Here is a 24,826-nt window from a genome sequence, read left to right on the forward strand (position 1 = left end):
CGGCAGGCGCACCAGTATGTCGACCACGACGTTGGGAGCTACTCCCCTTCGCTGTTCACGACCCTACCCGATCAGCCCGAGGACGCCCTGCTGCCCCCGGCGCTGGCCTCCGGCAGCTCAGGTGGCCTGGGCGAGGGTCACCGCGAAGAGGCCGCCGTCGTCGGTCCACCGGGCCCGCCCGGTGAAGCCGGCGGCAGCCAGCTCCGCGTCGACATCCTCCGGACGGAACTTCGCCGAAATCTCGGTGCGCAGTTCCTCCCCCTCGGCGAAGACCAGGTCGAGGTCGAGCACCCGGACCCGCACCGGGCGCCGGGCGCGCAGCCGCATCTCGATCCAGCGCTGGTCCGGATCCCAGAGCGCGACGTGTTCGAACGCGTCCACCTCGAAATCCGCGCCCAACTCGCGGTTGAGCACCCGCAACACGTTGCGGTTGAACTCGGCGGTGACCCCGGCCGCGTCGTCGTAGGCCGGTACCAACACGCCGGGGTCCTTGACCAGGTCGGTGCCGAGCAGCAGCCAGTCGCCCCGCTCCAGTGCCGAGCGCAGCGCGGCGAGGAACCCGGCCCGCTCCGCCGGCAACAGGTTGCCGATCGTGCCGCCGAGGAAGGCCACCAGCCGGCGGCCCCCGGCGGGGAGCCGGTCCAGATGTCGGGTGAAGTCGCCGACGATGCCGCGTACCCGCAGGCCCGGATAGGCGGCGGCGATCTCGGCGGTCGACTGCTCCAGCGCGCTGACCGAGACGTCCAGCGGCACGAAGGTGCCGAGGCTGCCCCGCGCGGTCAGCGCGTCGAGCAGCAGGCGGGTCTTCTCCGACGAACCCGAACCCAGCTCGATCAACGTCTTCGCGTCGGTGAGCCGGGCGATCTCCCCGGCCCGGGCCGCCAGGACGGCCCGCTCGGCCCGGGTCGGATAGTACTCGGGCAGCCTGGTGATCTCCTCGAACAGTTCGCTGCCCCGGGCGTCGTAGAACCACTTCGGCGGCAGCCACCGGGGCGTGTCGGTGAGCCCGGTCCGGACGTCGGACCGCAACGCCCGCGCCAGGTCCCCTTCCTCCAGGTATATCTCCAACGGATCCGCGGTCACCCGCACACTCCCCTCGATCGACACCGCCGCACCGCGCGGCGGCTGCGGTCGCTACGCCTGCTCCGTCCCGATCGGCGCGACGTCGAGCCGGCCGGCGGTGGCCACGACGAGATGGCCCTCCGGGACCGGCCGCCAACCCGGTTCCTCGGCCAGCGGCTCGGAACTGACCAGCACCGAGCCACCGGTGGCCCGGACCGACAACGCGTGCCCGGCGGCGGTCGCCACCACCAGGTGCCCGTCGGTGAGCAGCAGGTTCAGCCGGGAACCGGGAGCCGCCGCGGCCACCTCCCGGACGGTCTCCGCCACCGCCTCGGCCGGCGCGGCCCCACCCCGCAGCCGGTGACGCAGCAGTGCCCAGAGCAGGGCCGCGTCGGTCGGCGCGTCCAGGGTGATCAGGTCCCGGGTCGGCAGCCGCCCGGCCAGCGCCGTCACCGAGTCCGGCCAGCCGGGCACCGCGCCGTTCAGGCTGAACAGCCAGGGCCCATCGGCGAACGGAGCGGTTGCGGTCTCGACCACCGGCATGCCGACGGTGGCCGAGCGCACCGCCGCCAGCACCGCGCCGGCCGAGGTCGCCGCGGCCAGCGCCGGCATGGTGTCGTCGGCCCAGAGCGGGACGGCCCGCCGGTAACGCACCGGCGGACCGTCCACCGGGTACCAGCCGACGCCGAAGCCGTCCGCGTTGACCGTGCCCCCGCCGCGCATGTCCCGGGGCGCCCAGGACTGTCGGGCCAGCGAGTGCGGCGGCTCGAACAGCAGCGCGGCCAGCGGCAGCGGAGGGCCGAGATAGGCCAGGTGACGGCACATCAGCGGACCCGGTTCCCCCGGCCCGGCGAACCGCTCCGACCGGTCACGCCGCCTCTTCCGGCCGGGCATCCCGGGCGCACCGGAAACCGCTGAAGATCTGCCGCCGGATCGGCAGGTCCCAGTTGCGGAAGGTGCCCCGGCAGGCCACCTGGTCGGTGCCGAACGAGCCGCCCCGGAGCACCCGGTAGTCGGGGCCGAAGAAGACCTCGGAGTACTCCCGATAGGGAAAGGCGGCGAACCCGGGATAGCCGAGGAACGGGCTGGAGGTCCACTCCCAGACGTCCCCGATCAACTGGTGTACGCCGAGCGGCGAGGCTCCCGCCGGGTACGCCCCGACCGGTGCCGGCGCGAGGTGCCGCTGCCCGAGGTTGGCGCGCTCCGGCGTCGGGTCCTCGTCGCCCCACGGGTACCGGCGCGACCGGCCGCTGTTCGGGTCCCAGCGGGCCGCCTTCTCCCACTCGGCCTCGGTCGGCAGCCGCTTTCCCGCCCAGCCGGCGTACGCCTCGGCCTCGTGGAAGCCGACGTGCACCACCGGCTCGTCCGGGACCAGCGGGGCGAACCGGCCGAACCGGAGACAGCCCCAGCCGGTGCCGTCCCGACGCCAGTGCATCGGCGCGGTCAGGCCGGCCGACGACCGGTGTCGCCAGCCCGGTCCGCTCCACCAGCGCGGATCGGAGTAGCCGCCGTCGGTGACGAAGGCCAGGTATTCCGCGTTGGTCACCGGTGCCGCGTCGATGACGTACGCCGGCAGCTCCACCGGGTGGCCGGGGCGCTCGTTGTCCAGCGCCCACGGGTCGGTCGAGGTGCCCATGGTGAACCGTCCGGCCGGAACCAGCACCTCACCGCCGACCGGTGCGACCGCGGCCGGCGGTGCGGGTGCGGAGAGCACCGGCGGGCCGGTCCGGAGTTGGTGGGTGGCGAGCATGGTCTCGTCGTGCTGCTGCTCGTGCTGGGCGATCATGCCGAACGCGAAGCCGTCGGCGACCAGCCGGCCGCGGTCGAACCGGACGCCGTCGAGCAGGTCGAGAACCTTGTCCCGGACGGTCGCGACGTATCGTCGGGCCTCGGCCGGGCCGAGCAGCGGCAGGGCGGGCCGGTCCCTGCGGGGGTGCTTGAAGGCGTCGTACAGGTCGTCGATGTCCTGCCGTACCGGCTCACGGCCGCCGACGTCGCGGACCAGCCACAGTTCCTCCTGGTTGCCGACGTGGGCGAGGTCCCAGACCAGCGGGGACATGATCGGTGAGTGCTGCCGGACCAGGTCGGCGTCGTCGACCGCCTCGGTGAGCCGGACGCTGCGGTCCCGGGCCCGGGTCAGTTCGGTGGCGATCCGGTCGCGCAGCGACTCGGTCGGGCGGTTGTCGGGTCGGACGTCGGTCATCGGACTCCCTCCAGCGCGGTGGCGAACCGCCGCGCGACGATCCGGATGATCTCCTCGCGGGTCTCCGGCGGCAGGCCGGTGCGGTCCAGCGAGCGCAGGGCGAGGTCGAGCACAGAGTCGGCCGCCGCGGCCAGCCGCGGGTCACGCAGCCCGCACCAGGCTGCTTCCGCCCACCGGTCGGCGACCGGTTCGCAGGCCGCCCGGGCGGCGTCCCGGATGCGGTCGTCGTCAAGCAGCGCCGCGAGCACGCCGACCGGTGCGATCCAGTCCCCGCCGGGTTGCGCGTCGAGGTAGCGGATTTCCAGGTACCCCCGGGGGCGTACCGGCGGAAAGAGGGTGCTGAGGTGATAGTCCAGGTCGTCGGTGGTGGGTGGTCGGGGCAGCGCTCCGGCCAGCCAGTCCCGGAAGGTGATCCCGGGCGGGACCGTCCAGTCCCCGCCGTCCCGGCGTACGCAGAGCAGTGGTGCGGCGAGCGCGTACCGGACCCAGGCGCCGACCGGGTCGGCCGTGCCCGACGTCGGCGACCAGGCCGGACGGGTCCGGGCCGGGTCGATGAACTGCCAGGCGGCCATCCGGGCGGAGGCCCAGCCGGTGTCCCGGCCGGCGTGCCGGCGGGCGGTGGCGAAGACCGCGAGCAGCGGTGGCCCGCACGCGTGCGCGACGGCCCACCGGTCGGCGAACCGGTCGACGGTGCCGGCGTCCAGGCAGACCTGGAGCCCGGCGGTGCTGTACATCATGGTCCGGCCGGCCGCGCCGAGTCGGTCGAAGGCGCAGCGCATCGCGCGGTATCGCGGGGTGTCGACCACCGGCGTCGGCGGTCGGTGCGGATCGATGCCGGTGTGGCCGAGGGCGAGTCCCGCGGCGCCGAGCAGATCGGTGAGGTGGGCGAGGTCCGACGTGGTGCTCTCGTGCAGCTCGCCGAGGTGGCGACGCGGGGCGGTGGAGAGTTCCACCTGGCCGCCGGGCTCCACGCTGACCGTGCACCGGCGGGGCAACGGTCGGCCGGGACTGTCGGGATCGAGGGTGATCGGGGCGTACGGGCCGAGTGCGGTGCGGAGCCGGACCGGGTCGACCGGTCGGCTCGGAACGGCCGCGTCGTGCACGGTCCATTCCAGTTCCACGCCAGTGAGCGTCGGTGGTCCGGTCTTGAAACAGATCTTGGCAACGTATCCCTCGGCGTCCTCCACCGCCCGCAGGATCGTGCCGCTCTGCACGTCGGATGACATCGTGCGGGTTCCTCCCTTGCATGGACCGACTCCCCTTACCCGGATCGTCGGAACCCAGTCTCCGAACTGCCGGCACGGCTGCGTCCATCCATAACCTGCTCGGCATACAGATGGCTGGACACGCATGACCGGCATCTGGACACCATGCCATCCGGGTCCGACACTTCCACCGGACCCGAGTCCTCGCCCGCCGGCACCGCAAGCCAGCACCGCTGCCGGACAACGCCTTCAGCGAGTCACGAGACGTCCTTTAGTGGCCCCGTACCTGCCCCGAGTAGCGTCCCGGGCCACCTCAGGTCCGTCGGCCGAAACTGGAGGCACCCGTGTTCCCACATGCCACCTTCACCCGTCGACGCGGCCGTCCTGTGGTGGCGCTCGCCCTCGTCGGCGCGCTGCTCTGCGGATGGCCCGCGAGTCCAGCGAGCGCGCAGAAGGAGTCGGCCAGACCGGCCGGTCCACTGCGGATCGAGTCGCTGTCGACTCCCGCCGGCATGGTCAGCGGAGGTGACGTACTGATCCGGGTGGCCGCCCCGGGACGATCGGCGCTCGATCGGGTACGGGTCACGCACAACGGCCTGGACGTCACCGACCTGTTCCGGGCGGACCAGGGCCGGCGTGAGTTGGTGGGGCTGGTCACCGGGCTGGCACCCGGCCACAATCTGATTGCCGCGTCGACGCGCACCACGCACCGCGGGCAGGCCCGGCTCACGGTCACCAACCATCCGATCACCGGCCCGGTCGTCAGTGGTCCGCATCAGCAGCCGTACGTCTGCGCAACGACGCGGTTCGCACTGGTCGACGGGACCAGCCTGGGGCCGGCCCTGGACGCCGACTGCTCGGCCGCCACCCGAGTGGACTACGCGTACCGGTCCACCGCCGGGACCATCAAGCCACTCCCCGACCCGACCGTCGTCCCCGCCGACCTTGCCCGGACGACCACGACGACCGGGGTGGAGGTCCCGTTCCTGATCCGGATCGAGACGGGCACCATCAACCGCGCCATCTACCAGATCTCCATGTTGCACGACCCGGCCCGCCCCGAACCCACGCTCTGGCAACGCAGCGAGGGGTGGAACGGGCGGCTGATCTACACGTTCGGCGGTGGCTGCCGGGCCGGTTGGTACGTCCAGGGCGCCGGCACCGGCGGGGTGCTGGACCCGGAGATGCTCGGTCGCGGGTACGCGGTGGCGTCCTCGTCGTTGAACGTGTTCGGCAACAACTGCAACGACCTGGTCGCCGCGGAGTCCACCATGATGGTCAAGGAGCACTTCATCGAGCGGTACGGTCCACCCCGCTTCACCATCGGCTGGGGCGCCTCGGGCGGCGCCTACCAGGGCCACCAGATCGCCGACAACTATCCCGGGCTGCTCGACGGCATCATCGTCGGCCAGAGCTTCCCCGATGTCACCTCGGCCACCAACTTCACCCTGCTGGACGCCCGCCTGCTCGACCGCTACTTCGACGAGCGGGCGCCCGGACGGTACACGGACGAACAGCGGCGGCGAATCTCCGGGTTCGCCGTGGCCAACAGCATCCCGAACCTCAGTGAAGGTGCCGCCCGGCTGGACCCGGCGGCGGAGTTCTCCAGCACCGTGCCGCAAGCGCTGCGTTACCACCCGGTCGACAACCCGGGCGGCGCCCGCGGCGACGTGTACGACCACACCGTCAACGTCTACGGCCGGGATCCGGCGACCGGCTTCGCCCGCCGTCCGCTCGACAACGTCGGGGTGCAGTACGGACTGGCGGCGCTCAACGCCGGGGTGATCACCACAGCGGACTTCCTCGACCTCAACGCGAACATCGGCGGGCTGGACATCGACGCCAACCGCACGCCGGCACGGACGGTGGCGGACCTGGCGGCCACCCGCGCGGCGTACCGGACCGGCCGCATCCTCTCCGGCGGCGCCGGACTGGCCAGTACCGCCATCATCGACTACCGCGCCTACTCCGACGCGGCGCCGAACGGCGACATCCACATGCTGGTGCACGGCTTCGCCACCCGGGCGCGGCTGGTGGCCGCGAACGGCGATGCCGACAATCACGTGATGCTGATGGAGGACAGCCGGTACAGCGGGTTCAGCCTGTACAGCCCAGTCCTGCGGTCCGCGTTGACCAGCATGGACACCTGGCTCACCAGGGTCACCTCGGACCGGTCCGGCCGATCTCCGCGGCACAAGGTGCGGTCACACAAACCGGTCGGCCTCGGCGACGCCTGTTGGACCCCGGAATCACCCCAGCGCAGAATCGACCAGACGCTGTCGGCGGACAACCGCGGGGAGTGCGGCCGGCTCTTCCCGGCGTTCTCGACGCCACGCCTGGTGGCCGGCGCTCCGCTCGCCGACGACGTGGTGAAGTGTCAACTGAAGGCGATCGACGTCAGCGATTACGACGTCGCGTTCACGCCGGCCCAACGCGACCAACTGCGCGAGATCTTCCCGGACGGCGTGTGTGACTGGTCCGTGGCCGGTGTCGAACAGCAGCCCCTGGCTGGCCCCTGGCTCGCGCTCCACTAGCAGCGTCGCCACCGGCCGGAGGCCAGGCTCCGGCCGGTGGCGAGCACGATCCATAACTTGCTCGGCATATTACTCTGCTGGTATGTTCGCGTCGTGGCCACGCCCTTCGAAGTCCTCGCCGAGCCCGTCCGGCGACGCATCCTGGATCTGCTCCGCGAGCGCCCGCGCTCGGTCGGCGAACTGACCGAGCAGCTGGGATTGACCCAGCCGGGCACCTCGAAACACCTGCGGGTGCTGCGCGACGCCGGACTGGTCCGGGTCCGTCCGGAGGCGCAACGTCGCTGGTACGAGCTGCGCCCCGAACCGCTCGCCGAGCTCGATGCCTGGCTCGCGCCATACCGGTGGATGTGGTCCGGCCGACTCGATGCGCTTGAGCGGCATCTGGACACCATGGCAACCGGGTCTGACGGTTTCGCCGGCTCCGAACACCCACCGGCCGTCGAACCGCCGCCGTCGACGCGTTCCGGCTCCAGCCAGCGGCGGCGGCGGACCGAGCCGAGATCCGAGGAGTTGACGTGAACGAGAGCCTGGACATCGTGCACGGACGGCAGGTGCTCCGCATCGAGCGCCGGCTGGCCCATCCACCGGAGAAGGTCTGGCCCGCCGTCACCGAGCCCGAGCATCTCCGCGAGTGGTTTCCCGCCGAGGTACGGCTGGATCCGCGTGCCGGTGGGCGGATGACCTTCAGCTTCGGGTCCGGTCCCGACGCACCGCCGGAGTCGGTCGGCCGGGTCGACGCGTACGAACCGCCCCGGCTGTTCGCCTTCACCTGGGAGGGCGAGCTGTTCCGGATCGAGCTGCACCCGGACGGCCCGGGCTGCCTGCTGGTCTTCAGCCACGTCTTCGACGACCGGGCCGGCGCGGCGAGCTTCGCCTCCGGCTGGCGGATCTGCCTGGACGCACTCGACGGAGTGCTGGAAGGCCGGGCGCCCGACCGCTCGGCACGCCCGTCCGGACGGCTACACGAGTCGTACGTCGAACGGTTCGGGCTGGCCGACGGCGTCGCCGAAGACACCGGCGACGGCTGGCGGGTGCGCTTCGAGCGGCAGCTGACCCGCCCCGCCGAGGCGGTCTGGGCGGCGCTGACCGACGCCGCGCCCGACCGGCCCACCGCGCTCGGCGCGCCGCCGCCGCCGGGCTTCACCACCGACGAGTTCCCGGCCGGTCCGGTCAGCACGTTGGCCGCACCGACCCTGCTGGAGTACACCTGGGAGGTCGCCGGAGCGGCCGCCGGGCGGATTCGCTGGGAGCTGGTCCAGGGCACCGGGCACGGCGCCCGGCTCGTACTGGAACAGACCGGCCCGGCCGATCCGCCGAGCGGCCCGGCCACCGCGTTGGCCGCCTGGCGCCGCCGGATCGAGCCGCTCGCCCGGCAGCTCGCCGAGGAGGCTGACCGACTGACGGGTGACCGAGCGACCGGCTGACGGCTGACCGGGTGACCGGGTGACCGGGTGACCGGGTCGGGGCATACCCGGGATCGCGGCCGGAGCGGGACTCGACGGGGCACCGGTTCGATAACGGGACGGACCGGAACGGCGCTCCCGGCTTGACACCAAGCTTGCGAATATGTGCACTTTTGACTCTCCGCTCCAGCCGGCATCGGTGCCCGCTCCGCAGTCGACCGGGCCGGCACCACCGTCCGGGGAGGCACGATGACACGACACGCAGGCACACCCGGCACAGACCTCCGGCTCGACCGGCGCCGGCTACTCGGGCTCGGCCTCGCCGCCGGGGCCACTCCGCTACTGGGCGCCTGCGGCGGCGCGTCGACCACCGGGTCGGACGAGGAAGGGTCGATCACCTTTCTCTCCACCCAGTTCACCCCGGTGGAGGAGCGGCAGCGGTTCGAGCGGATTCTCCGGGAGCGGGTTCCGGGCGGCGCGGTCGCGTACAACACCGTCGAGCCGAACGTCTTCTCCTCGACCATCACCTCGCAGGTCGCCGCCGGGCGGGTCGAGGTCAGCCTCGCCGGCGGGCTGCACGGCGACTTCGCCCCACACGCCGACAAGTTCGTCAACCTCGACGACCTCGCCGGCAAGCTCGCCGACCGGCAGTTCCCGACCGATCTCGCCCAACTCGGCAAGCTGGCCGGCGGGGCCACCACCTACCTGCCGTGGATGCAGGCGTCGTACGTGCTCGCCGTGCACAAGCGGGCGTTGCAGTGGCTGCCCAGCGGTGCCGACGTGCAGAACCTGACATACGACCAGTTCCTGACCTGGGCCGGCAACGCCCGGCGGGCCAACGGCAACAAGCCGGTCCTCGGCCTGCCCTGCGGCCCGAAGGGCCTCTACCACCGGTTCTTCCAGGGCTACCTGCTGCCGAGCTTCACCGGCGGCCAGATGACCACCTTCCGCAGCCCGGAGGCGGTGCTGGCCTGGCAGTACATGGTGGAGCTGTGGGCACAGACCGCGCCGGCCTCGACCAACTACGACAACATGCAGGAGCCGTTGCAGCGCGGCGAGGTCCTGATCGCCTGGGACCACGTCGCCCGGCTGGTCAACGCCCCCGGAGACAAGCCGGACGACTGGGTGATGGCGCCCGCACCGCGCGGTCCGAAGGGACTCGGCTACATGCTGGTCGTCGCCGGCCTGGCGATCCCGAAGGGCGCACCGGAGCCGGACCGGGCACGCCAGGTGATCGAGGCGCTGACCAGTCCGGAGGTGCAGTTCGAGGTGCTGCGCCGCAACGCCTTCTTCCCGGTGGTCTCCGCCGCGCTCCCGACCGACCTGCCGCCGGCCGTGGCGCTGGAGGCCGAGGCGGTACGCCGGCAGCAGGATGCCGAGGGCGCCGTGCTGGCCCTGCCCCCGGTGGGGTTGGGGGCCAGGGACGGCGAGGTCTCGCAGATCTTCAAGAACTGCTTCAAGGAGATCTGCCTGGACCGTCGGCCGGTGCAGCAGGTCCTGGACCGGCAGGCCCAGCAGCTCAACACGATCCTGGACGAGCTGAAGGCGCCGTGCTGGCGTCCGGACCCGGTCGCGGCGGGGCAGACGTGCCGGGTGCCGTGACCACCGCGCCGGATCCGGCGCCCACCGACCCGACTGCGACACCGGCCCGGCCGCGCCGGCCGCGCCGGCGGACCCGGGTGCCGACGGCGGCGCTGCTGGTCGCCCCCTCGGTGATCTTCCTGGCCGCGCTCTTCCTCTGGCCGATCGTGGTCGGCGCCGGGCAGGCGTTCACCGGCGGCGACGGGCCCACCCTGGCCCACCTGCGCCGGATGCTCGACGACCCCTACTTCTGGGCGGCGACCCGGAACACCGCGCTGCTGATCGTCGTACTGATCCCGTTGCAGTTCGGGTTCGCGCTGGCCATGGCGCTGCTGCTGCGGGAGCGGCCGAGGCTGTCGTCGTGCTACTTCTACGTCTGGTGCGTACCTCTGGCGATCAGCGACCTGGCCGCCGGGCTGGTCTGGCTGTCGATCTTCGCCGACCGGGGCTACCTCAATTCGGTCCTGGCCCACCTGGGGCTCGGCGACGGCTACGCCTGGCTCTCCTATGACAACCAGACCACGATGTTCGTCGCGGTCCTGCTGGCCGAGCTGTGGCGGGCCACCTCGCTGGTACTGGTGATCGTGGTGGCCGGACTCCAGAACATCCCGCGCGACTACGACGAGGCGGCGGCGGTCTTCGGCGCGACCTACTGGCAGCGGCTGCGGCACATCATCCTGCCGCAGCTGCGCCCGAGCCTCCAGGTGGCGCTGATCCTGCGGACCATCCTCGGCCTGCAGACCTTCGCGGTCGCCCAGGCGCTCACCGGCCGCAGCTTCCCGCTGCTGGTCGGCGAGACCTACCAGTGGTACGTGACGTTGCGCAACGAGCGGGTCTCGGCGGCGATCGCCCTGGTGATCCTGCTGATGTCCCTCGGCACCGCGGTGGTCTACCTGCGGGTGCTGCGCGACCCGGCGACCGTCGGAGGCGGCCGGTGAACCGGCGCGGCGCGGCCCGGCGCCGCACCATCGCGATCCAGGCCGCCTGTGTCGCGGTCACCCTCTTCATGGGGTTGCCGATCTACCTGATCGCGCTGGCCGCGCTCGCCAGCCGGGAGTCACTGAACCGGTTCCCGCTGTCGCTGCTGCCCACCGACGTCTCGACCGAGACGATGCGGGTCTTCCTGGACAGCACCGGAGTGGTCGGCGGGTTCCAGAACTCCGTCGAGGTGGGGCTGCTCAGCCTGGTGCTCTCGCTGGCCCTCGGGGTGCCGGCCGGGTACGCCGTCGCCCGGTACGCCTTCCGGGGCCGGGAGCCGTACCAGCTCTTCCTGCTGCTCACCCGGGCGCTGCCGATCGTGGTGCTCTCGGTGCCGCTGGCCAGGGTCTTCCTGGCCAGCGGGCTCTACGACACCACGTACGCGGTCGCGCTGCTGCACACCGCGCTGGCGCTGCCGACCACCGTACTGATCACGTCGGCGATCTTCGTGGCGGTGCCGGTGGAGCACGAGGAGGCGGCGATGATCTTCGGGGCCACCGCACCGAGCGCGTTCGCCCGGGTGGTACTGCCACAGGCGCTGCCCGGGATCGCCGCCGCCGCCATCTTCACCTTCGTCACCTCCTGGAACGAGGTGCTCGGGGCGGCCGTGCTCACCCTCAACCGGCGTACCCTGCCGGCACAGGTGCTCTCGACGCTGGCCGACTCGCCCCTGGCGTTCCGGTTCGCCGGGGGCTTCGCGCTGGTCGTACCGGCCCTGGTCTTCATCGCGTTCATGCGCCGCTACCTGTTGAACATGTGGGGAACCACGATCCGCTAGAGGGGACGGACGTTGGCCGAGATCGTGCTGCGGAACCTGGTGAAGACCTATCCGGGGACCCATACCCCCGCCACCGACGACATCAGCCTGGAAGTACGCGACGGCGAGTTCCTGGTACTCGTCGGGCCGAGCGGCTGCGGCAAGACGACCCTGCTCCGGATGATCGCCGGGCTGGAGTCCCCGGACTCCGGCGGCGTGCACATCGACGGCCGGGACGTGACCGACCTGCCGCCCCGGCAACGCGGACTGTCGATGGTCTTCCAGTCGTACGCCATCTGGCCGCACATGCGGGTCCGCCAGAACATCGCGTTCGGGCTGACGATGCGCAGGACGCCGAAGGCGGAGATCGACCGGCGGGTCGGCGAGGCGGCCGAACTGCTGCACCTTTCCGAATACCTGGACCGCTATCCCGCACAGCTCTCCGGCGGGCAGCGGCAGCGGGTCGCGGTGGCCCGGGCGATCGTGACCGACGCCGACGTGCTGCTGATGGACGAACCGCTGTCCAATCTGGACGCTCTGCTCCGGATGGAGTTCCGCACCGAGCTGAAGCGGATCGTCGGCAGGCTCGGCACCACCACGGTCTACGTCACGCACGACCAGGCCGAGGCGCTCTCCCTGGGTGACCGGGTCGCGGTGCTGCGCGAGGGCCGGGTCGCGCAGGTCGGCCCGCCGCTGGAGGTGTACGACAGCCCGGCCGACGAGTTCGTCGGCGGATTCCTCGGCGCGCCGCCGATGAACTTCCTCCCCGCCCGGGTCGACCGGGCCGACGGCCGGCCACGGCTGCGGATCGGCGACCAGTCCACGGCGGCCCCGGCGCTGCTCGGCGACTACCCGGGCGACGAGGTGACGGTGGGCGTCCGGGCCGAGAACATCGAGGTCTTCGACGCCGACGGGCCGGACCGGCTGGCGGCCCGGGTGGAGGTGGTCGAGCCGACCGGCGCGGCCATCCTGCTCACCGTCGAACTCGCCGGCCGGCAGCTCAAGGTGCTGGCGCCGCCGACGTTCCGGATCGGCCCCGGCAGCCCGGTCTGGCTCGCCGTCGACCCGGACCGGGTGCGCTGCTACGACCCCGCGGACTCGACCGCGCTCGCGGCGCCGGGCTGAACGGCAACCGACCCGCCATACCGGTCGCCGGGCCGTCCGGGTACGGTGAGCAGCAGCGGCACTCCCCGACGCACCGCCGTCACCGCCGCGATTGCGTACCCGGCCACGCGCCTGGGTACGGTGTGCACGTGCTGGAATCGGGAGTCCTGCTCGGCGGGCGCTACCGCTTGGACGAGCGCGTCGCCACCGGCGGGATGGGCGATGTGTGGCGTGCCACCGACGTGGTGCTCGGCCGTCGGGTCGCGGTCAAGGTGCTGCTTCCCTCGCTGCTGACCGACCCCGATTTCATCGCGCGGTTCCGGGCCGAGGCCCGGATGTTGGCCACCCTGCACCATCCGGGGATCGTGCAGGTCTTCGACTACGGCGAGGACGAACTCCCTTCCGGACGGACCGACTTCCTGGTCATGGAGTACGTCGACGGCGAGCCGCTGTCCGCCCGGATCCGGGAGACCGGACGACTGAGCGTGGTCGACGCGATGCGCGTGGTGGCCCAGGTCGCCCAGGCGCTGCACGCCGCCCACCGGGGCGGGATCGTGCACCGCGACGTGAAGCCGAGCAACCTGCTGGTGCAGGCGGACGGCAACGTCCGGCTGCTCGACTTCGGGGTGGCCCGGTCGGTGAACATCACCAGCATCACCAGTTCGAACGCGGTGCCCGGGACGGCGCTCTACATGGCGCCGGAGCAGGCCGCCGGCAAGCCCGTCTCGGCCGCCACCGACATCTACGCGCTGGGTGCGGTGGCGTACCAGTGCGTGGCCGGGCAGCCGCCGTTCACCGGGGAAAACCCGTTGCAGGTCGCGGTGAAGCACCTGCACGAGGATCCGGAGCCACTGCCCGCCGACGTACCCGGTCCGGTGGCCGAACTGATCGGCCGGGCCCTGGCGAAGGACCCGGCCGACCGGTACCCGGACGCGGCGGCGCTGGCGGCGGCGGCCCGGGCCGCCGCGAACCACCCGGAGGTGCTGGCCGCGGAGGCGGCGGGCGGAGTCGAGCAAAGTGGCATCGCCCCGGCCGAGCCGACCGCGGTCACCGGTCTCGGCGTCCTCGCGGGCGCGGCGGGCAGCACCGGGGGCACCGGGACGGGCGAGCCGAGCACCCTGACCGACAATCCGGTGGTCGGCCCGGGTGGCCGGGACCGGGAACCCGGTCTCGGCGTCCTCACCCTCGCCGGGGTCGCCGCCGTGGTCGGGCTGGGCGCGGCAGCGGTCACCGCGCTGATCGCCTTCAATCTGGCCGACGACGCACCCGCGAAGAACACACCGCCGTCCCCGACACCGAGCAGCACCGCCACGGTCGAGGCCGACATTCCGGATCTGCCGGCGGCGACGGCGCCGAGCGGACACGACTCCCCGCGGCCACGGGACAACACCCGGCCTCGGCCGTCCACCTCGGCCACGCCGAGCCCGACCCCGGAGGCCGAGCCGACCGCCGAACCGACCCGCTCGGCGCCGCCCACTGATCCGCCGCCGAGCAATCCACCGACCGGTCCGGCGGAGCCGCCGGGCAGCGGCGGGCCGATCGAGCCGGACAACGGCTGAACCCGGTAAATACGTCTCTTTGTCCCCCGTTTCCGGGGTGATCACCGTTAAATCCCCCTAGGGTGTGCACCGTCGTCAAAGTACGGTGGGAGCCCGCATGAGCAGGGAAAAGCTGGTTGTCGTCGGTCAGGGGTACGTCGGTCTGCCCCTTGCGGTGGCCGCGGTGGAGTCCGGACTGGATGTCGTCGGGCTGGACCTCGACACCGACCGGATCAAGCGACTCGGCAGCGGGGAGTCGTTTGTCGAGGACATCTCGGATCAGCGACTCCGTGCGGCGCTGGCCACCGGCCGCTACCTGCCGACCAGTGACTACGCCGACGCCCGGGACTTCGACGTCTGCGTGATCAGCGTGCCGACCCCGCTGCGGGACGGCGTACCGGATCTCAGCTTCGTGGAGCAGGCCGGCTCGGCACTCGCGCCGTACGTCCGGCCCGGCTGTACGGTCATCCTGGAGTCGACCACCTATCCCGGTACGACCGAGGAGCTGCTCCGGCCGCTGCTGGAGGAGGGGAGCGGGCTGCGCAGCCCGGACGACTTCCACCTCGGTTACAGCCCGGAGCGGATCGACCCGGGCAACCCGGACTGGAGGCTGGAGAACACCCCGAAGGTGGTCTCCGGAGTGGGGCCGGTGGCGCTGGACCGGGTCGATGCGTTCTACCGCCGGATCGTGCGGCAGACCGTACCGGTCGACTCGACCAGGGTCGCCGAGCTCACCAAGCTGATCGAGAACACCTTCCGCCAGGTCAACATCGCGCTCGTCAACGAGTTGGCCACCTTCAGCCATCAGCTCGGCATCGACATCTGGCAGGCCATCGACGCCGCAGCGACCAAGCCGTTCGGGTTCATGCCCTTCCGGCCGGGTCCCGGAATCGGCGGCCACTGCCTGCCGATCGACCCCTGCTACCTCTCCTGGCAGGTGAAACGCCGACTCGGCCGGCAGTTCCGGTTCATCGAGCTGGCCAGCGACGTCAACCACGCCATGCCGGAGTACGTGGCACAGCGGGTGATGGCCGGGCTGAGCAGCCGGGGCCGGCCGCTGCGGGGTGCCCGGCTGCTGATGATCGGCCTGGCATACAAGAAGAACACCGGCGACCTGCGTGACTCCCCCGCGATCGCCCTGGCCAACCGGCTGCACGCGCTCGGGGCCCGGATCAGGGCGGTCGAGCCGTACGCCGACCCCCGGCAGGTACCGGTCGAGCTGGCGATGGTCGAGCTGACCGAGGACGAGGTCAGGGACGCCGACGCGGTGGTGGTGGTCACCGACCACGACGGGCTCGACTACGACATGGTGATCAGGACCGCCCGGTACGTCTTCGACAGCCGCGACCGCTGCCGCGGCCCGGTGGTGGAGCGCCTGTAGGCCCCCCGGCTCGGCCCGCATCCACAGGCAGGTCGGTAGCCCGCCCGCCGCGTGGCGGGGCCGAGGGCGAGCAGGTGCCCCAGCAGCCGGTGTCGGAGCCGGGCGGTCGTCCGGGCGGTGCCGGCTCGTGGTCGGTGTGGGGGTGGCAGGTGACCCGCCGCTGCCCGGTCAGCGGGCGCGGGTGAGGGCGGAGACGGGCTCGGCAGGCTTGGTCGGCCAGCAGCCTCTGGCCATCGCGAGCCGGTGATAGAGGTCCCGGGTGGCGGCGACCAGGCGGGGCGTGCCGAACGCCTCCCTGGTCTCGGCCAGCGCGGTCCGGCCCATCCGATGCCGCAGCCCGTCGTCCGCCAGCAACCGCAGCACCGCTCGGGTCAACCCGTCGACATCCCGGCGATCGCAGAGCAGCCCGGTCCGGCCGTGCCGGACCACCTCGGCGGTGCCGCCGACGTCGGTGGCCACCACCGGCCGACCGGCATGTCCGGCCTCGATCAGGGTCAGCGGTGTCCCCTCGTGGTCCGAGGTCTGCAACACCAGGTCGGCGGCGGCGTAGACGGTCTCCAGGTCCGACCGCCACGGCAGGAACGTCATCTCGATCCGCTGGGCGGCGGCCATCCTGACCAGCTCGGCCAACCGGGCACCCTCGCCGCAGACGACGAACCGGACATCGGCCCGGCTGTGCCGGACCGCCCGGGCCACCGCGAGAAACCGGTCCGGCCGTTTGGGCGCATCGAGCGGGCCGAGGTATGCCACCACCGGCCCGGTCGCCGGCAGCCCGAGGGTACGCCGCGCGTCGTCCGGCCCGGGCAGCGGAGACAGGCTCACCCCGGGCGGCATCACGATGTACTGGTCGGGGCGGCCGATCGAGGCGGCCAGAAGTTCGTCGCGCACCCGGGCACCGACCGCGACCAGGGCGTGGCTGGTCCGGGCCAGGATCCACTCGGCACCCGCGACCAGCTGGCCGGTGACGGGCGGCGCCCCGGACACCGGATGGGTGTGGAAGGTGTGCACCCGGATCGGCACCCGGCAGGTGACCGCCGCGACCCTGCCCAGCACCCCGGCCCGCAGGTCGTGGGTGTGCACCAGGTCCGGCCGGAACTGGCGAATCTCCGCGATCAACGCGGCCAGTGCCCGAACGTTGTCGAGCGGACGTACCGGAGGCCGCAGCGCGGGCAGCACCCGCACCGGTACGTCGGCGGCCCGCAACCGACGGTAGTCGCCGGCGCCCGGCTCCACCGGGCCCGCGTAGAGCCGCTGCTCGAAGCGGTCCGGATCCAGCCCGCGCATCAACGCGCCGACCTGCGGCGCGGCCTCGCCCACAGCCATTCGGGAGATGATCCGCAGCACCCGAAGCGGTCGCATGACCAGACCTTTCGCGCATCGTGGCCAGGCCGATCCGGTGATCGGTCGAGCCGAAACCAACCTATTATCCCGTTATACGCCTATCTGTAGAGATAGGCCGATTATCGGGAAAATTTAGAGAGGGGCGATACCCGAACGCACCGGGCGGTCGGACCCCGATGGACCTTCCAGATTGTCCGACCTGGTCGGTGCCGCTCCGGACCGCGCCGAGCGCTCCCGTCGCCGCCCGGTGGCTCGGAGCCGCCCTCCCGCGGCGGCACCTCCCGGCCGGGGCCACGGTCCGGTGACCCGGCGCCGCGTCGGTGCTGGCGTTTGCATGTGTTCGGGCGATGGGTATCAGGTCGACAACAACTCCCGGCGGGCCGGTGGCCGGCGAGGATCGACCCGCCGGCCACCGCGCCGGGTCGATCCGCATTCCACCCCCGAGGAGGCTCTCATGCGTTACGGATCGATAGGCGGCGTCATCGTCCTGCTGTGGCTGATCATCGGCGCGATCGCAGCCGGCCAGCGCGGATACTTCGACCGGGACAACGACAACTGCGCGGAGGCCGGCACCACCGTCGTGACGGTGATCGCCGGGCCGCTCAACTACGTCGGGCTGAACCCCGAGATCGAGTGTGACGTGCCCGAGCCCTCGCAGTGAGTTAGGCGGTCCGGACGGACCGGCGTCCCCTCGGCCACGCCCCGCGACTCGGCGCGAGATCCGGTTTGTCCGGTGGCGATCTCCGGAGACTCGAGGTCTCCGGTTTCAGGTTCACGCCCCACGCAGAACCTGAAACCGGAGACCTCGAGTCTGCTTCCGTGGTCCGCCTTCGTCCCGACGCGGGCGACGGCGGGGTCGGGACACCCGAGCTGATTCGTATATCCTGATTTAACAATATTGATGTCAATCATTGGCATGTCGGCCCTGACATTTGTCATAGGTACCCGTGTATGACACACCTTGGGGGATGACTTAGCACACTAGTAACACCTCGGACCCGACCAGGAGACTCGAATGCGTCGATGAAGCACGGTCGCCCAGGGACCACCCGAGGAGCCGCGACGATGGACGCAAGATACGACGCCTACTGTGCGGTCGATCCGCTGTTCTACGACTCTCTCAGCACCACCTCCGTGACCACCTCCGCCGGGTTCGCGGCCGCCGACCGGCCGGTGCCGGCCGGCTGGCAGCGTGAGCCGAGCGACGACTGGCTGGTCTACGGTCCCCGGGACGGCAAGCTCCCCCAGCAGGGCTGGAAGATCCACGTGTCGGCCTGTCTGGACAACGCCGACCGGATCCTGGACAGCGTTTTCGACTACTGCGTCCCCCGGGGACTGTCCTTCAAGTTCCTCCGGGGCCCACGAATGCTGCTGATGCGCAACTCGAAGTACGCCCGGCGCGGCTCCAGCGGCAAGTTCGTCACCATCTACCCCCGGGACGAGGCCGAACTCGAACTCGCCTGCAAGGAACTCGCCGAACGGCTGGACGGCGAAGCCGGGCCGTACGTCCTCAGTGACCTGCGCTACGGTGACGGCCCGGTCCACGTCCGGTACGGCGGCTTCGCCGCCCGGTACTGCGTCGGCCCCGACGGCCAGGTGGTACCCGCCGTCGAGGACGGCACCGGCACCCTGGTACCGGACCGGCGCGACCCGGTCTTCCACGTACCGGACTGGGTGACCCTGCCCGAGTTCCTCGGCCCGCACCTCGCCGCCCGCAACGCGACCACCACCACGGACCTGCCGTACCGGATCGAACAAGTGATCCACTTTTCCAACGGCGGCGGCCTGTACGTCGGCCGGGACACCCGCACCGACCGCAGAGTGGTGCTGAAGGAGGCCCGCCCGCACGCCGGGTTGGACGCCACTGGAACGGACGCGATCACCAGGTTGCACCGCGAGGCCGAGATGCTGCGCCGGCTGGCCGACGTGCCGGGCATCGCCCGGGTACACGACGAGTTCGTCCTCGGCGACCACCACTTCCTCGCCCTGGAGTTCGTCGAGGGCCGGGCGCTGAACAAGCTGGTGGTGCAGCGGTACCCCCTGGTCGACGCCGACGCGACCCCGGCCGAGCTGGCCGACTACACCGACTGGGCGCTGCGGATCCACCGGCAGGTGCAGCGGACCGTCGAGGCGATCGCCGCGCACGGGATCGTCTACGGCGACCTGCACCTGTTCAACATCATGGTCGGAGCGGACGACCGGGTCACCCTGGTCGACTTCGAGGTCGCGGCCCCGATCGCCGAGGCGAGCCGACCCGCGTTGCGCAACCAGGCATTCGCCGCGCCGCGCGACCGGACCGGGTTCGCCGTGGACCGCTACGCCCTGGCCTGCCTGCGGCTCGCCCTGTTCCTGCCGCTGACCCAGATGGTCCGACTGGCCCCGGGCAAGGCCGCGCACCTCGCCGACGTGGTCGCCGCGCACTTCCCCGTGCCGCGCGACTTCCTGGACGCGGCCGTCGACGAGATCGTCGACGGCACCGCCCACCGCCGGGACGCCATCCGCACCGGCGACGCCCGCCGCACCCATCCGGTACCCGGCATCGACGACTTCGACGCCGACCGGTCGGCCTGGCCGAGGCTGCGCGACCGGATCGCCGGCGCGATCCTGGCCAGTGCGACCCCGGACCGCGACGACCGGCTCTTCCCCGGCGACATCGACCAGTTCCGCACCGGCGGCCTCAACCTCGGGTACGGCGCGGCCGGCGTCCTGCACGCGCTGCACGCGACCGGCGCCGGTCGGTACCCCGAACACGAGGACTGGCTGGTGAAGCGGGCCCTGCACCCCGGCTCCGGCACCCGGTGCGGCTTCTACGACGGGTTGCACGGGGTGGCATACGCCCTGGAGCACCTCGGCCGGCGACAGGACGCGCTCGACGTACTCGACATCTGCCTCGGAGAGCCCTGGGAAGAACTCGGCGAGGACCTGGTGAGTGGGCTCTCCGGCATAGCGCTCAACCTCGCCGAGATGGCCGGCCGGACCGGCGAACCGACGTTACGGCAGGCTGCCTGGCGCGCCGCCGAACTGGTCGCCGACCGGTCAGCCGACGGCGCCGGTGCGCCGGGCGGAGGCGACACGGCCGGCAGCACCGGCGCCGGAGCACAGATCAGCGGCGGGCAGTACCCGTACGCGGGACTTGGCCGGGGACGTACCGGACCGGCGCTGATGTTCCTCCGGCTGTACGAACTCAGCGGCGACGCCGAACTGCTCGACCGGGCCGGCGACGCGCTCCGGCACGACCTGCGCCGGTGCGTGGTACGTCCGGACGGCGCGCTGGAGGTCAACGAGGGCTGGCGGACCATGCCGTACCTGGCAGACGGCAGCGTCGGCATCGGACTGGTACTCGACCAGTACCTCCGGCACCGGCCCGACCCGGAACTCGCCGAGTCCGCGGCCGCGGTGCGCCGAGCCGCCCGGGCCCCGTTCTACGCCCAGTCCGGGCTCTTCGCCGGGCGGGCCGGCATCATCGCCTACCTGGCGGCGCGGGCGGCCGACGGACACCCTCCGGCCCGCGAACTCCCCAACGGCGCGGACGCCCGGCCATCGGAGGACGACCGGGCCGAACTCGACCGCCAGGTACGACGGCTGGCCTGGCACGCGCTGCCGTACCGCGACTTCCTCGCCTTCCCGGGTGAGCAACTGCTGCGGCTGTCGATGGATCTGGCCACCGGAAGCGCGGGCGTACTGCTCGCCACCGGGATGGCCCGGCACGACGAGCCGGTGACGCTGCCCTTCCTCACGCCGCTGACCGGCGGCGACCAGACTCCCCCGCTACCCGCGGGGGCACATCGGACCGACTTCTAGGAGGAGGTGAACACACATGGCGCTTCTGGACCTTCAGGGGATGGAGCTGGCCGACCGCACCGGTGGTGGTGACGGCGGCGGGAGCCGGGCGAGCCTGCTGCTCTGCGGCGACAGCTCGCTGTCCGTGACGACCTGCAACTGATCAGGTCAGCATCGGGGCCCTGGGTGGGCAGACGTCCCCACCCAGGGCAACCCGTGTCGACAGGAGGGTGGGACGGGTGATCGCCGACGGGAACCGGTTGCTCCGGCAGGCGGTCACGTACGGCGGCGGCTGGACCGTCACCCTCGGCGCCGCCGCGCTGCTTGGCGCGGCGGCCGAACTGCTGCTACCGGCCGCTCTCGGGCTGGCCGTGGACGCCGCGCTCGGCCAGGCGGACCGGTGGTGGCCGCTCGCCGCCTGCGGCCTGGTCGTGCTGATCGTCGCCACCGACACGCTGAGCAACCTGGCCGGCGGCGCCGGCACCGCCCGGACGACCGCGCGGCTCCGGCAGCGGCTGCTGGGGCACCTGCTCGCCCTCGACCCGCGCCGCGCGACCCGCTATCCGGTGGGTGACCTGGTCGGCCGGCTGGTCGGGCAGGCGGCCGACGCGGGGCAGGCCGGTAGCGCGGTGGTATTCGGAGTGACCGCCGCGCTGCCCCCGCTGGGCAGCGTGATCGCGCTGCTGCTGCTCGACTGGCGCCTCGCCGTCACCTTCGGTGCGGGGCTGCTGCTGCTCGCCGTCGGCCTGCGTGCCTTCGTCACCGACGCCTCGGCCGCCGCCGCCGGCTATCTCGGGGTACAGGGCCGGATCGCCGGGCGGCTCGCCGAGGCGCTGCACGGTGCCCGCACCATCGCCGCCGCCGGCAGCGTCCAGGTCGAGATCGACCGGGTACTGGCGCCGCTGCCACTGCTGCGCGCGCACGGTAACCGGACCTGGACCACGCTGGCCCGGGCCTCGGGCCGGACCGCCGGGGTGGCCCCGCTGCTGCAACTGGCGATCGTCGCGGTCGGCGGCTGGTCGGTGGCCGACGGTCGGCTCACGCCGGGCCAACTCTTCGCCGCGGTACAGTACGCGGCGCTCGGCGCCGGGCTCGGCAGCATCGTCGCCACGCTGAACCGGCTGGTCCGGACCCGGGCCGGCGCGCAGCGGATCGCCGCCGTGCTGGCCGAGCCGCCCCGGTCGTACGGTACGGCGCCGCTGCCCGCCGGCACCGGTCAGCTCGTCCTCTCCGGCGTGACGGTGTACGGCGACGACGGCAGCCGGGTGCTGGCCGGGATCGACCTGCGGGTGCCGCCGGGTGCCACGGTCGCCGTCGTCGGCCCGTCCGGCGCGGGCAAGTCGACCCTGGCCGCGGTCGCTGGCCGGCTCCGGGATCCCGATGCCGGCGAGGTGCTGCTGGACGGGGTACCACTGTGTCGACTGAGCCGGCCCGCCCTTCGGCAGGCGGTCGGGTACGGCTTCGAACGGCCGGTGCTGATCGGCGACACGATCGCCGAGGCGGTCACGCTCGGCTCCGCGGTCGACTCCGGCGGTCAACCCGGCCTCGGGCGCGCCGGCTCCGGACAGGTGACCGCCGCCCAGCGGATCGAGGACGGGCGGGCAGCGGCTGACGGGCCGTCCGACGTGGGTCGGGTCGTCGCGGTTGCCCGGGCAGCGGCGATCGACGAGTTCGTCGAGCGGTTACCGGACGGCTACCGCAGCCGGCTCGACGCGACCCCGATGTCCGGCGGTGAGGCGCAGCGGCTCGGTCTGGCCCGGGCGCTGCACGCGGACCGGCTGCTGGTCCTGGACGACGCGACGTCCAGCCTGGACACCGCGACCGAGCACCGGATCGCTGCGGCGGTCGCCGCGCACCGGGACCGGCGTACCCGGTTGGTGGTGACCCACCGGGTGGCCACCGCGGCCGCTGCCGACCTGGTCGCCTGGCTCGACGGCGGCCGGTTGCGTGGTGTCGGCGCGCACCGGGAGCTGTGGAGGGATCCGGCCTACCGAGCCGTCTTCGCCGCGTCGTCACTGCCCGACCCGGCGCCAGCGAAGCCAGCCGAGCCAGCCCGGCCGACCGGGCCCGCAGACGCGATCGCGCCGACCGGGCCCGCAGACGCAATCGCGCCGACCGGGCCGGCGGGGCCTGCGGGGCCGGCGGTCGAGGTGGTCCGGTGAGTGGCGTGGTCCGGTTCACCGCCGCCGCGCTGCGCCGGCGAGCCCGCCCGCTTGGCCGGCTCGCCGGTTGGTCGGCGGCCGAGGCGCTGCCGGCCCTGCTCGCCGGCAACCTGACCGCCCGGGCCGTGGACGACGGATTCCTCGCCGGTCGGCCGGGCACCGGGTTGGCCTGGCTCGGCGTACTGGCCGTCGCCGTCGCGATCGGTGCGGTCGGCACCAACCGGGCGTACGCCTGTCTCGGCGATGTCGTCGAGCCGTTCCGCGACGAGCTGGCCGAACGGGTCGTCACCGGGGCGCTGCATCGGTCGACCGCCGCCGGAGCCCGGCCGGAGACCGCCGCCGTGGCCCGGCTGACCCACCAGGTGGAGATCGTCCGGGACACCTTCGCCGGCCTGGTGATGGTGGTCCGGGGCTTCCTGTTCACCGCCGTGGCGGCCCTGCTCGGGCTCTTCTCGCTGACCCCGGTGGTGGCCGGGGTGGTCGCGGTGCCGCTGATCGCCGGGCTGGCACTGTTCGCCGCCACGCTGCCGGCGATGGTCGTCCGGCAGCGCGACTACGTCCATGCCGACGAGCGGCTCGGCGAGGTGGCCGGCGCCGCCTTCACCGGACACCGGGACGTGGTGGCCTGCGGGGCGCAGGAGATCGTCGCCGACCGGGTGGGCCGGCAGGTGCACCGGCAGGCCGGTGCGGAGTACGCGCTGGCCCGGATGGCGGCACTGCGCAGCCTCAGCCTGGCGGTCGGCGGCTGGCTGCCGCTGGCGGTCCTGCTGCTGGCCGCTCCGTGGCTGGTTCGGCACGGGCTCACCGCCGGTGCGGTGCTCGGCGCCCTGGTGTATGTCGCCACCGGTCTTCAGCCGGCGCTGCACGCGCTGGTGCAGGGCGTGGCCGGCGGCGGACTCCGGTTCGCGGTGACGCTGGACCGGATCCTCGACGCCACCACACCACCCCCGACCGACACCGCCGCCAGCCAGCTCCGGACCGTGACCGAGGCCGCCGCGGAGGTCGACTCGCCCCGCGCCGGGGCCGCGCCGGTCTGGGCCGAGCTGCGCGGTGTCACCTTCCGGTACGGCCCTCGGGCGCGCCCGGTCCTCGACGGCTTCGACCTCACCCTCGGCGAGGGGGCGTACCTGGCGGTGGTCGGGCCGAGCGGGGCCGGCAAGTCCACCCTGGCCGGGGTGCTCGCCGGGCTGCTCCGGCCGCAGGCCGGGACGGTGCTGCTCGGTGGGACACCGGTCGGTGCTGCCGAGCCGGCGGTGCTGGCCCGGCACCGGGTGCTGATCCCACAGGAGGCGTACGTCTTCGCCGGGACCCTGCTGGACAACCTGCGCTACCTGCGGCCCGACGCGCCGGGCAGCGAGGTCGACGCGGCGGTGCACCGGCTGGGCCTGCTGCCGCTGGTACGTCGTCTCGGCGGGCTGACCGCGACGGTGGACCCGACGGCGCTCTCCGCCGGTGAGCGGCAACTCGTCGCCGCCGTGCGCGCCTTCCTCTCCGCCGCCCCGCTGGCGATCCTGGACGAGGCGACCTGTCACCTGGACCCGGTGGCCGAGGCGACCGTCGAGGAGGCCTTCGGCGCCCGCCCCGGTGCGTTGGTCGTCATCGCCCACCGGATCAGTTCGGCCCTGCGGGCCCGAGAGGTCCTGATCCTCGACGGCGGCCGCCCGCTGCACGGGCGGCACCAGGACCTGCTGGCCGGTTCGGCGACCTATCGGGAGCTGGTCGGGCACTGGCACGCCGATCCGGTTCGGGCCGGGGTCGCCGATGGCTAGTCGGAGCGACAGGGGGATAGAGTTGCTT

At 72.7% G+C, this 24,826-nt stretch carries 19 protein-coding genes; 14 read left to right on the forward strand and 5 right to left on the reverse strand.

The genetic code is table 11. From position 1 onward, the window contains the following. Window positions 1–117 precede the first annotated feature (117 nt). From egtD to egtA, 4 genes are read right to left on the reverse strand one after another with little or no spacing between them, the layout of a single operon-like run. Window positions 118–1,083 (reverse strand): L-histidine N(alpha)-methyltransferase, encoded by a 966-nt coding sequence (gene egtD, locus EV371_RS18715; RefSeq protein ID WP_130463191.1) that lies wholly within the window; start codon window positions 1,081–1,083, stop codon window positions 118–120. Between the two features lie 51 nt (window positions 1,084–1,134). Beyond that, window positions 1,135–1,887, reverse strand: coding sequence for an ergothioneine biosynthesis protein EgtC (gene egtC / locus EV371_RS18720; protein WP_130463192.1), 753 nt, complete (start codon window positions 1,885–1,887; stop codon window positions 1,135–1,137). Window positions 1,888–1,930: 43 nt separating this feature from the next. Next, window positions 1,931–3,265: an ergothioneine biosynthesis protein EgtB gene (gene egtB, locus EV371_RS18725; RefSeq protein WP_130463193.1), complete on the reverse strand. Its 1,335-nt coding sequence runs from the start codon at window positions 3,263–3,265 to the stop codon at window positions 1,931–1,933. Then, a complete protein-coding gene (gene egtA, locus EV371_RS18730; protein WP_130463194.1) occupies window positions 3,262–4,491 on the reverse strand; it encodes an ergothioneine biosynthesis glutamate--cysteine ligase EgtA in 1,230 nt (409 codons plus the stop codon). The genes egtB and egtA overlap by 4 nt, the downstream gene beginning before the upstream one ends. Before the next feature lie 323 nt (window positions 4,492–4,814). Between egtA and EV371_RS18735 the strand changes: the two genes are divergently transcribed. The 9 genes from EV371_RS18735 to EV371_RS18775 all read left to right on the forward strand — a co-directional run bounded on the left by EV371_RS18735 (window position 4,815) and on the right by EV371_RS18775 (window position 15,746). Continuing rightward, entirely contained in the window at window positions 4,815–7,004 is a 2,190-nt protein-coding gene (locus EV371_RS18735) for a DUF6351 family protein (RefSeq protein WP_207230531.1), read from the forward strand. Window positions 7,005–7,097: 93 nt separating this feature from the next. After that, entirely contained in the window at window positions 7,098–7,523 is a 426-nt protein-coding gene (locus EV371_RS18740) for a metalloregulator ArsR/SmtB family transcription factor (protein ID WP_130463195.1), read from the forward strand. Beyond that, window positions 7,520–8,428, forward strand: coding sequence for an SRPBCC family protein (locus EV371_RS18745; protein WP_130463196.1), 909 nt, complete (start codon window positions 7,520–7,522; stop codon window positions 8,426–8,428). Before EV371_RS18740 ends, EV371_RS18745 begins: the two co-directional genes overlap by 4 nt. A 228-nt stretch (window positions 8,429–8,656) precedes the next feature. Further along, a complete protein-coding gene (locus EV371_RS18750) occupies window positions 8,657–10,009 on the forward strand; it encodes an extracellular solute-binding protein (RefSeq protein WP_130463197.1) in 1,353 nt (450 codons plus the stop codon). After that, window positions 10,006–10,926: a carbohydrate ABC transporter permease gene (locus EV371_RS18755; RefSeq protein WP_349339986.1), complete on the forward strand. Its 921-nt coding sequence runs from the start codon at window positions 10,006–10,008 to the stop codon at window positions 10,924–10,926. Before EV371_RS18750 ends, EV371_RS18755 begins: the two co-directional genes overlap by 4 nt. Then, window positions 10,923–11,744 (forward strand): carbohydrate ABC transporter permease, encoded by an 822-nt coding sequence (locus tag EV371_RS18760; RefSeq protein WP_349339987.1) that lies wholly within the window; start codon window positions 10,923–10,925, stop codon window positions 11,742–11,744. Before EV371_RS18755 ends, EV371_RS18760 begins: the two co-directional genes overlap by 4 nt. Window positions 11,745–11,756: 12 nt before the next feature. Beyond that, window positions 11,757–12,848 carry an ABC transporter ATP-binding protein gene (locus EV371_RS18765; RefSeq protein WP_130463198.1) on the forward strand — a complete coding sequence of 364 codons (1,092 nt, stop codon included), beginning with the start codon at window positions 11,757–11,759 and terminating at the stop codon, window positions 12,846–12,848. 128 nt (window positions 12,849–12,976) lie between these two features. Beyond that, window positions 12,977–14,386, forward strand: a complete 1,410-nt coding sequence (locus EV371_RS18770; protein WP_349339989.1) for a serine/threonine-protein kinase — start codon at window positions 12,977–12,979, stop codon at window positions 14,384–14,386. A gap of 97 nt (window positions 14,387–14,483) precedes the next feature. Next, window positions 14,484–15,746 carry a nucleotide sugar dehydrogenase gene (locus EV371_RS18775; RefSeq protein ID WP_130463199.1) on the forward strand — a complete coding sequence of 421 codons (1,263 nt, stop codon included), beginning with the start codon at window positions 14,484–14,486 and terminating at the stop codon, window positions 15,744–15,746. 168 nt (window positions 15,747–15,914) lie between these two features. Here the strand turns inward: EV371_RS18775 and EV371_RS18780 are convergent, their stop codons facing one another. Continuing rightward, window positions 15,915–17,105, reverse strand: coding sequence for a glycosyltransferase (locus tag EV371_RS18780; protein WP_130463200.1), 1,191 nt, complete (start codon window positions 17,103–17,105; stop codon window positions 15,915–15,917). Window positions 17,106–17,541: 436 nt separating this feature from the next. On the opposite strand from EV371_RS18780, the gene EV371_RS18785 reads away from it, so the two are divergent. The 5 genes from EV371_RS18785 to EV371_RS18805 all read left to right on the forward strand — a co-directional run bounded on the left by EV371_RS18785 (window position 17,542) and on the right by EV371_RS18805 (window position 24,798). After that, window positions 17,542–17,748, forward strand: a complete 207-nt coding sequence (locus EV371_RS18785) for a hypothetical protein (protein WP_130463201.1) — start codon at window positions 17,542–17,544, stop codon at window positions 17,746–17,748. Window positions 17,749–18,152: 404 nt separating this feature from the next. Beyond that, entirely contained in the window at window positions 18,153–20,888 is a 2,736-nt protein-coding gene (lanKC, locus tag EV371_RS18790; RefSeq protein ID WP_130463202.1) for a class III lanthionine synthetase LanKC, read from the forward strand. A 16-nt stretch (window positions 20,889–20,904) separates the two neighbouring features. Further along, complete coding sequence (locus EV371_RS18795; RefSeq protein WP_130463203.1) at window positions 20,905–21,030, forward strand: SapB/AmfS family lanthipeptide; 126 nt, start codon at window positions 20,905–20,907, stop codon at window positions 21,028–21,030. A gap of 76 nt (window positions 21,031–21,106) precedes the next feature. Beyond that, entirely contained in the window at window positions 21,107–23,029 is a 1,923-nt protein-coding gene (locus EV371_RS18800; protein ID WP_207230532.1) for an ABC transporter ATP-binding protein, read from the forward strand. Beyond that, the gene (locus EV371_RS18805; RefSeq protein ID WP_130463204.1) at window positions 23,026–24,798 is read left to right on the forward strand and encodes an ATP-binding cassette domain-containing protein; all 1,773 of its coding nucleotides are present in this window, start codon (window positions 23,026–23,028) and stop codon (window positions 24,796–24,798) included. Before EV371_RS18800 ends, EV371_RS18805 begins: the two co-directional genes overlap by 4 nt. Window positions 24,799–24,826 lie beyond the last annotated feature (28 nt).

The organism is Plantactinospora sp. CNZ321 (assembly GCF_004217235.1).

Excerpts from the sequence above, each read along its gene's own strand:
- egtC (WP_130463192.1), bottom strand. The coding sequence starts at position 1,887 with ATGTGCCGTCACCTGGCCTATCTCGGCCCTCCGCTGCCGCTGGCCGCG.
- egtB (WP_130463193.1), bottom strand. The coding sequence starts at position 3,265 with ATGACCGACGTCCGACCCGACAACCGCCCGACCGAGTCGCTGCGCGAC.
- egtA (WP_130463194.1), bottom strand. The coding sequence starts at position 4,491 with ATGTCATCCGACGTGCAGAGCGGCACGATCCTGCGGGCGGTGGAGGAC.
- EV371_RS18750 (WP_130463197.1), top strand. The coding sequence starts at position 8,657 with ATGACACGACACGCAGGCACACCCGGCACAGACCTCCGGCTCGACCGG.
- EV371_RS18775 (WP_130463199.1), top strand. The coding sequence starts at position 14,484 with ATGAGCAGGGAAAAGCTGGTTGTCGTCGGTCAGGGGTACGTCGGTCTG.
- EV371_RS18780 (WP_130463200.1), bottom strand. The coding sequence starts at position 17,105 with ATGCGACCGCTTCGGGTGCTGCGGATCATCTCCCGAATGGCTGTGGGC.
- EV371_RS18785 (WP_130463201.1), top strand. The coding sequence starts at position 17,542 with ATGCGTTACGGATCGATAGGCGGCGTCATCGTCCTGCTGTGGCTGATC.
- lanKC (WP_130463202.1), top strand. The coding sequence starts at position 18,153 with ATGGACGCAAGATACGACGCCTACTGTGCGGTCGATCCGCTGTTCTAC.
- EV371_RS18795 (WP_130463203.1), top strand. The coding sequence starts at position 20,905 with ATGGCGCTTCTGGACCTTCAGGGGATGGAGCTGGCCGACCGCACCGGT.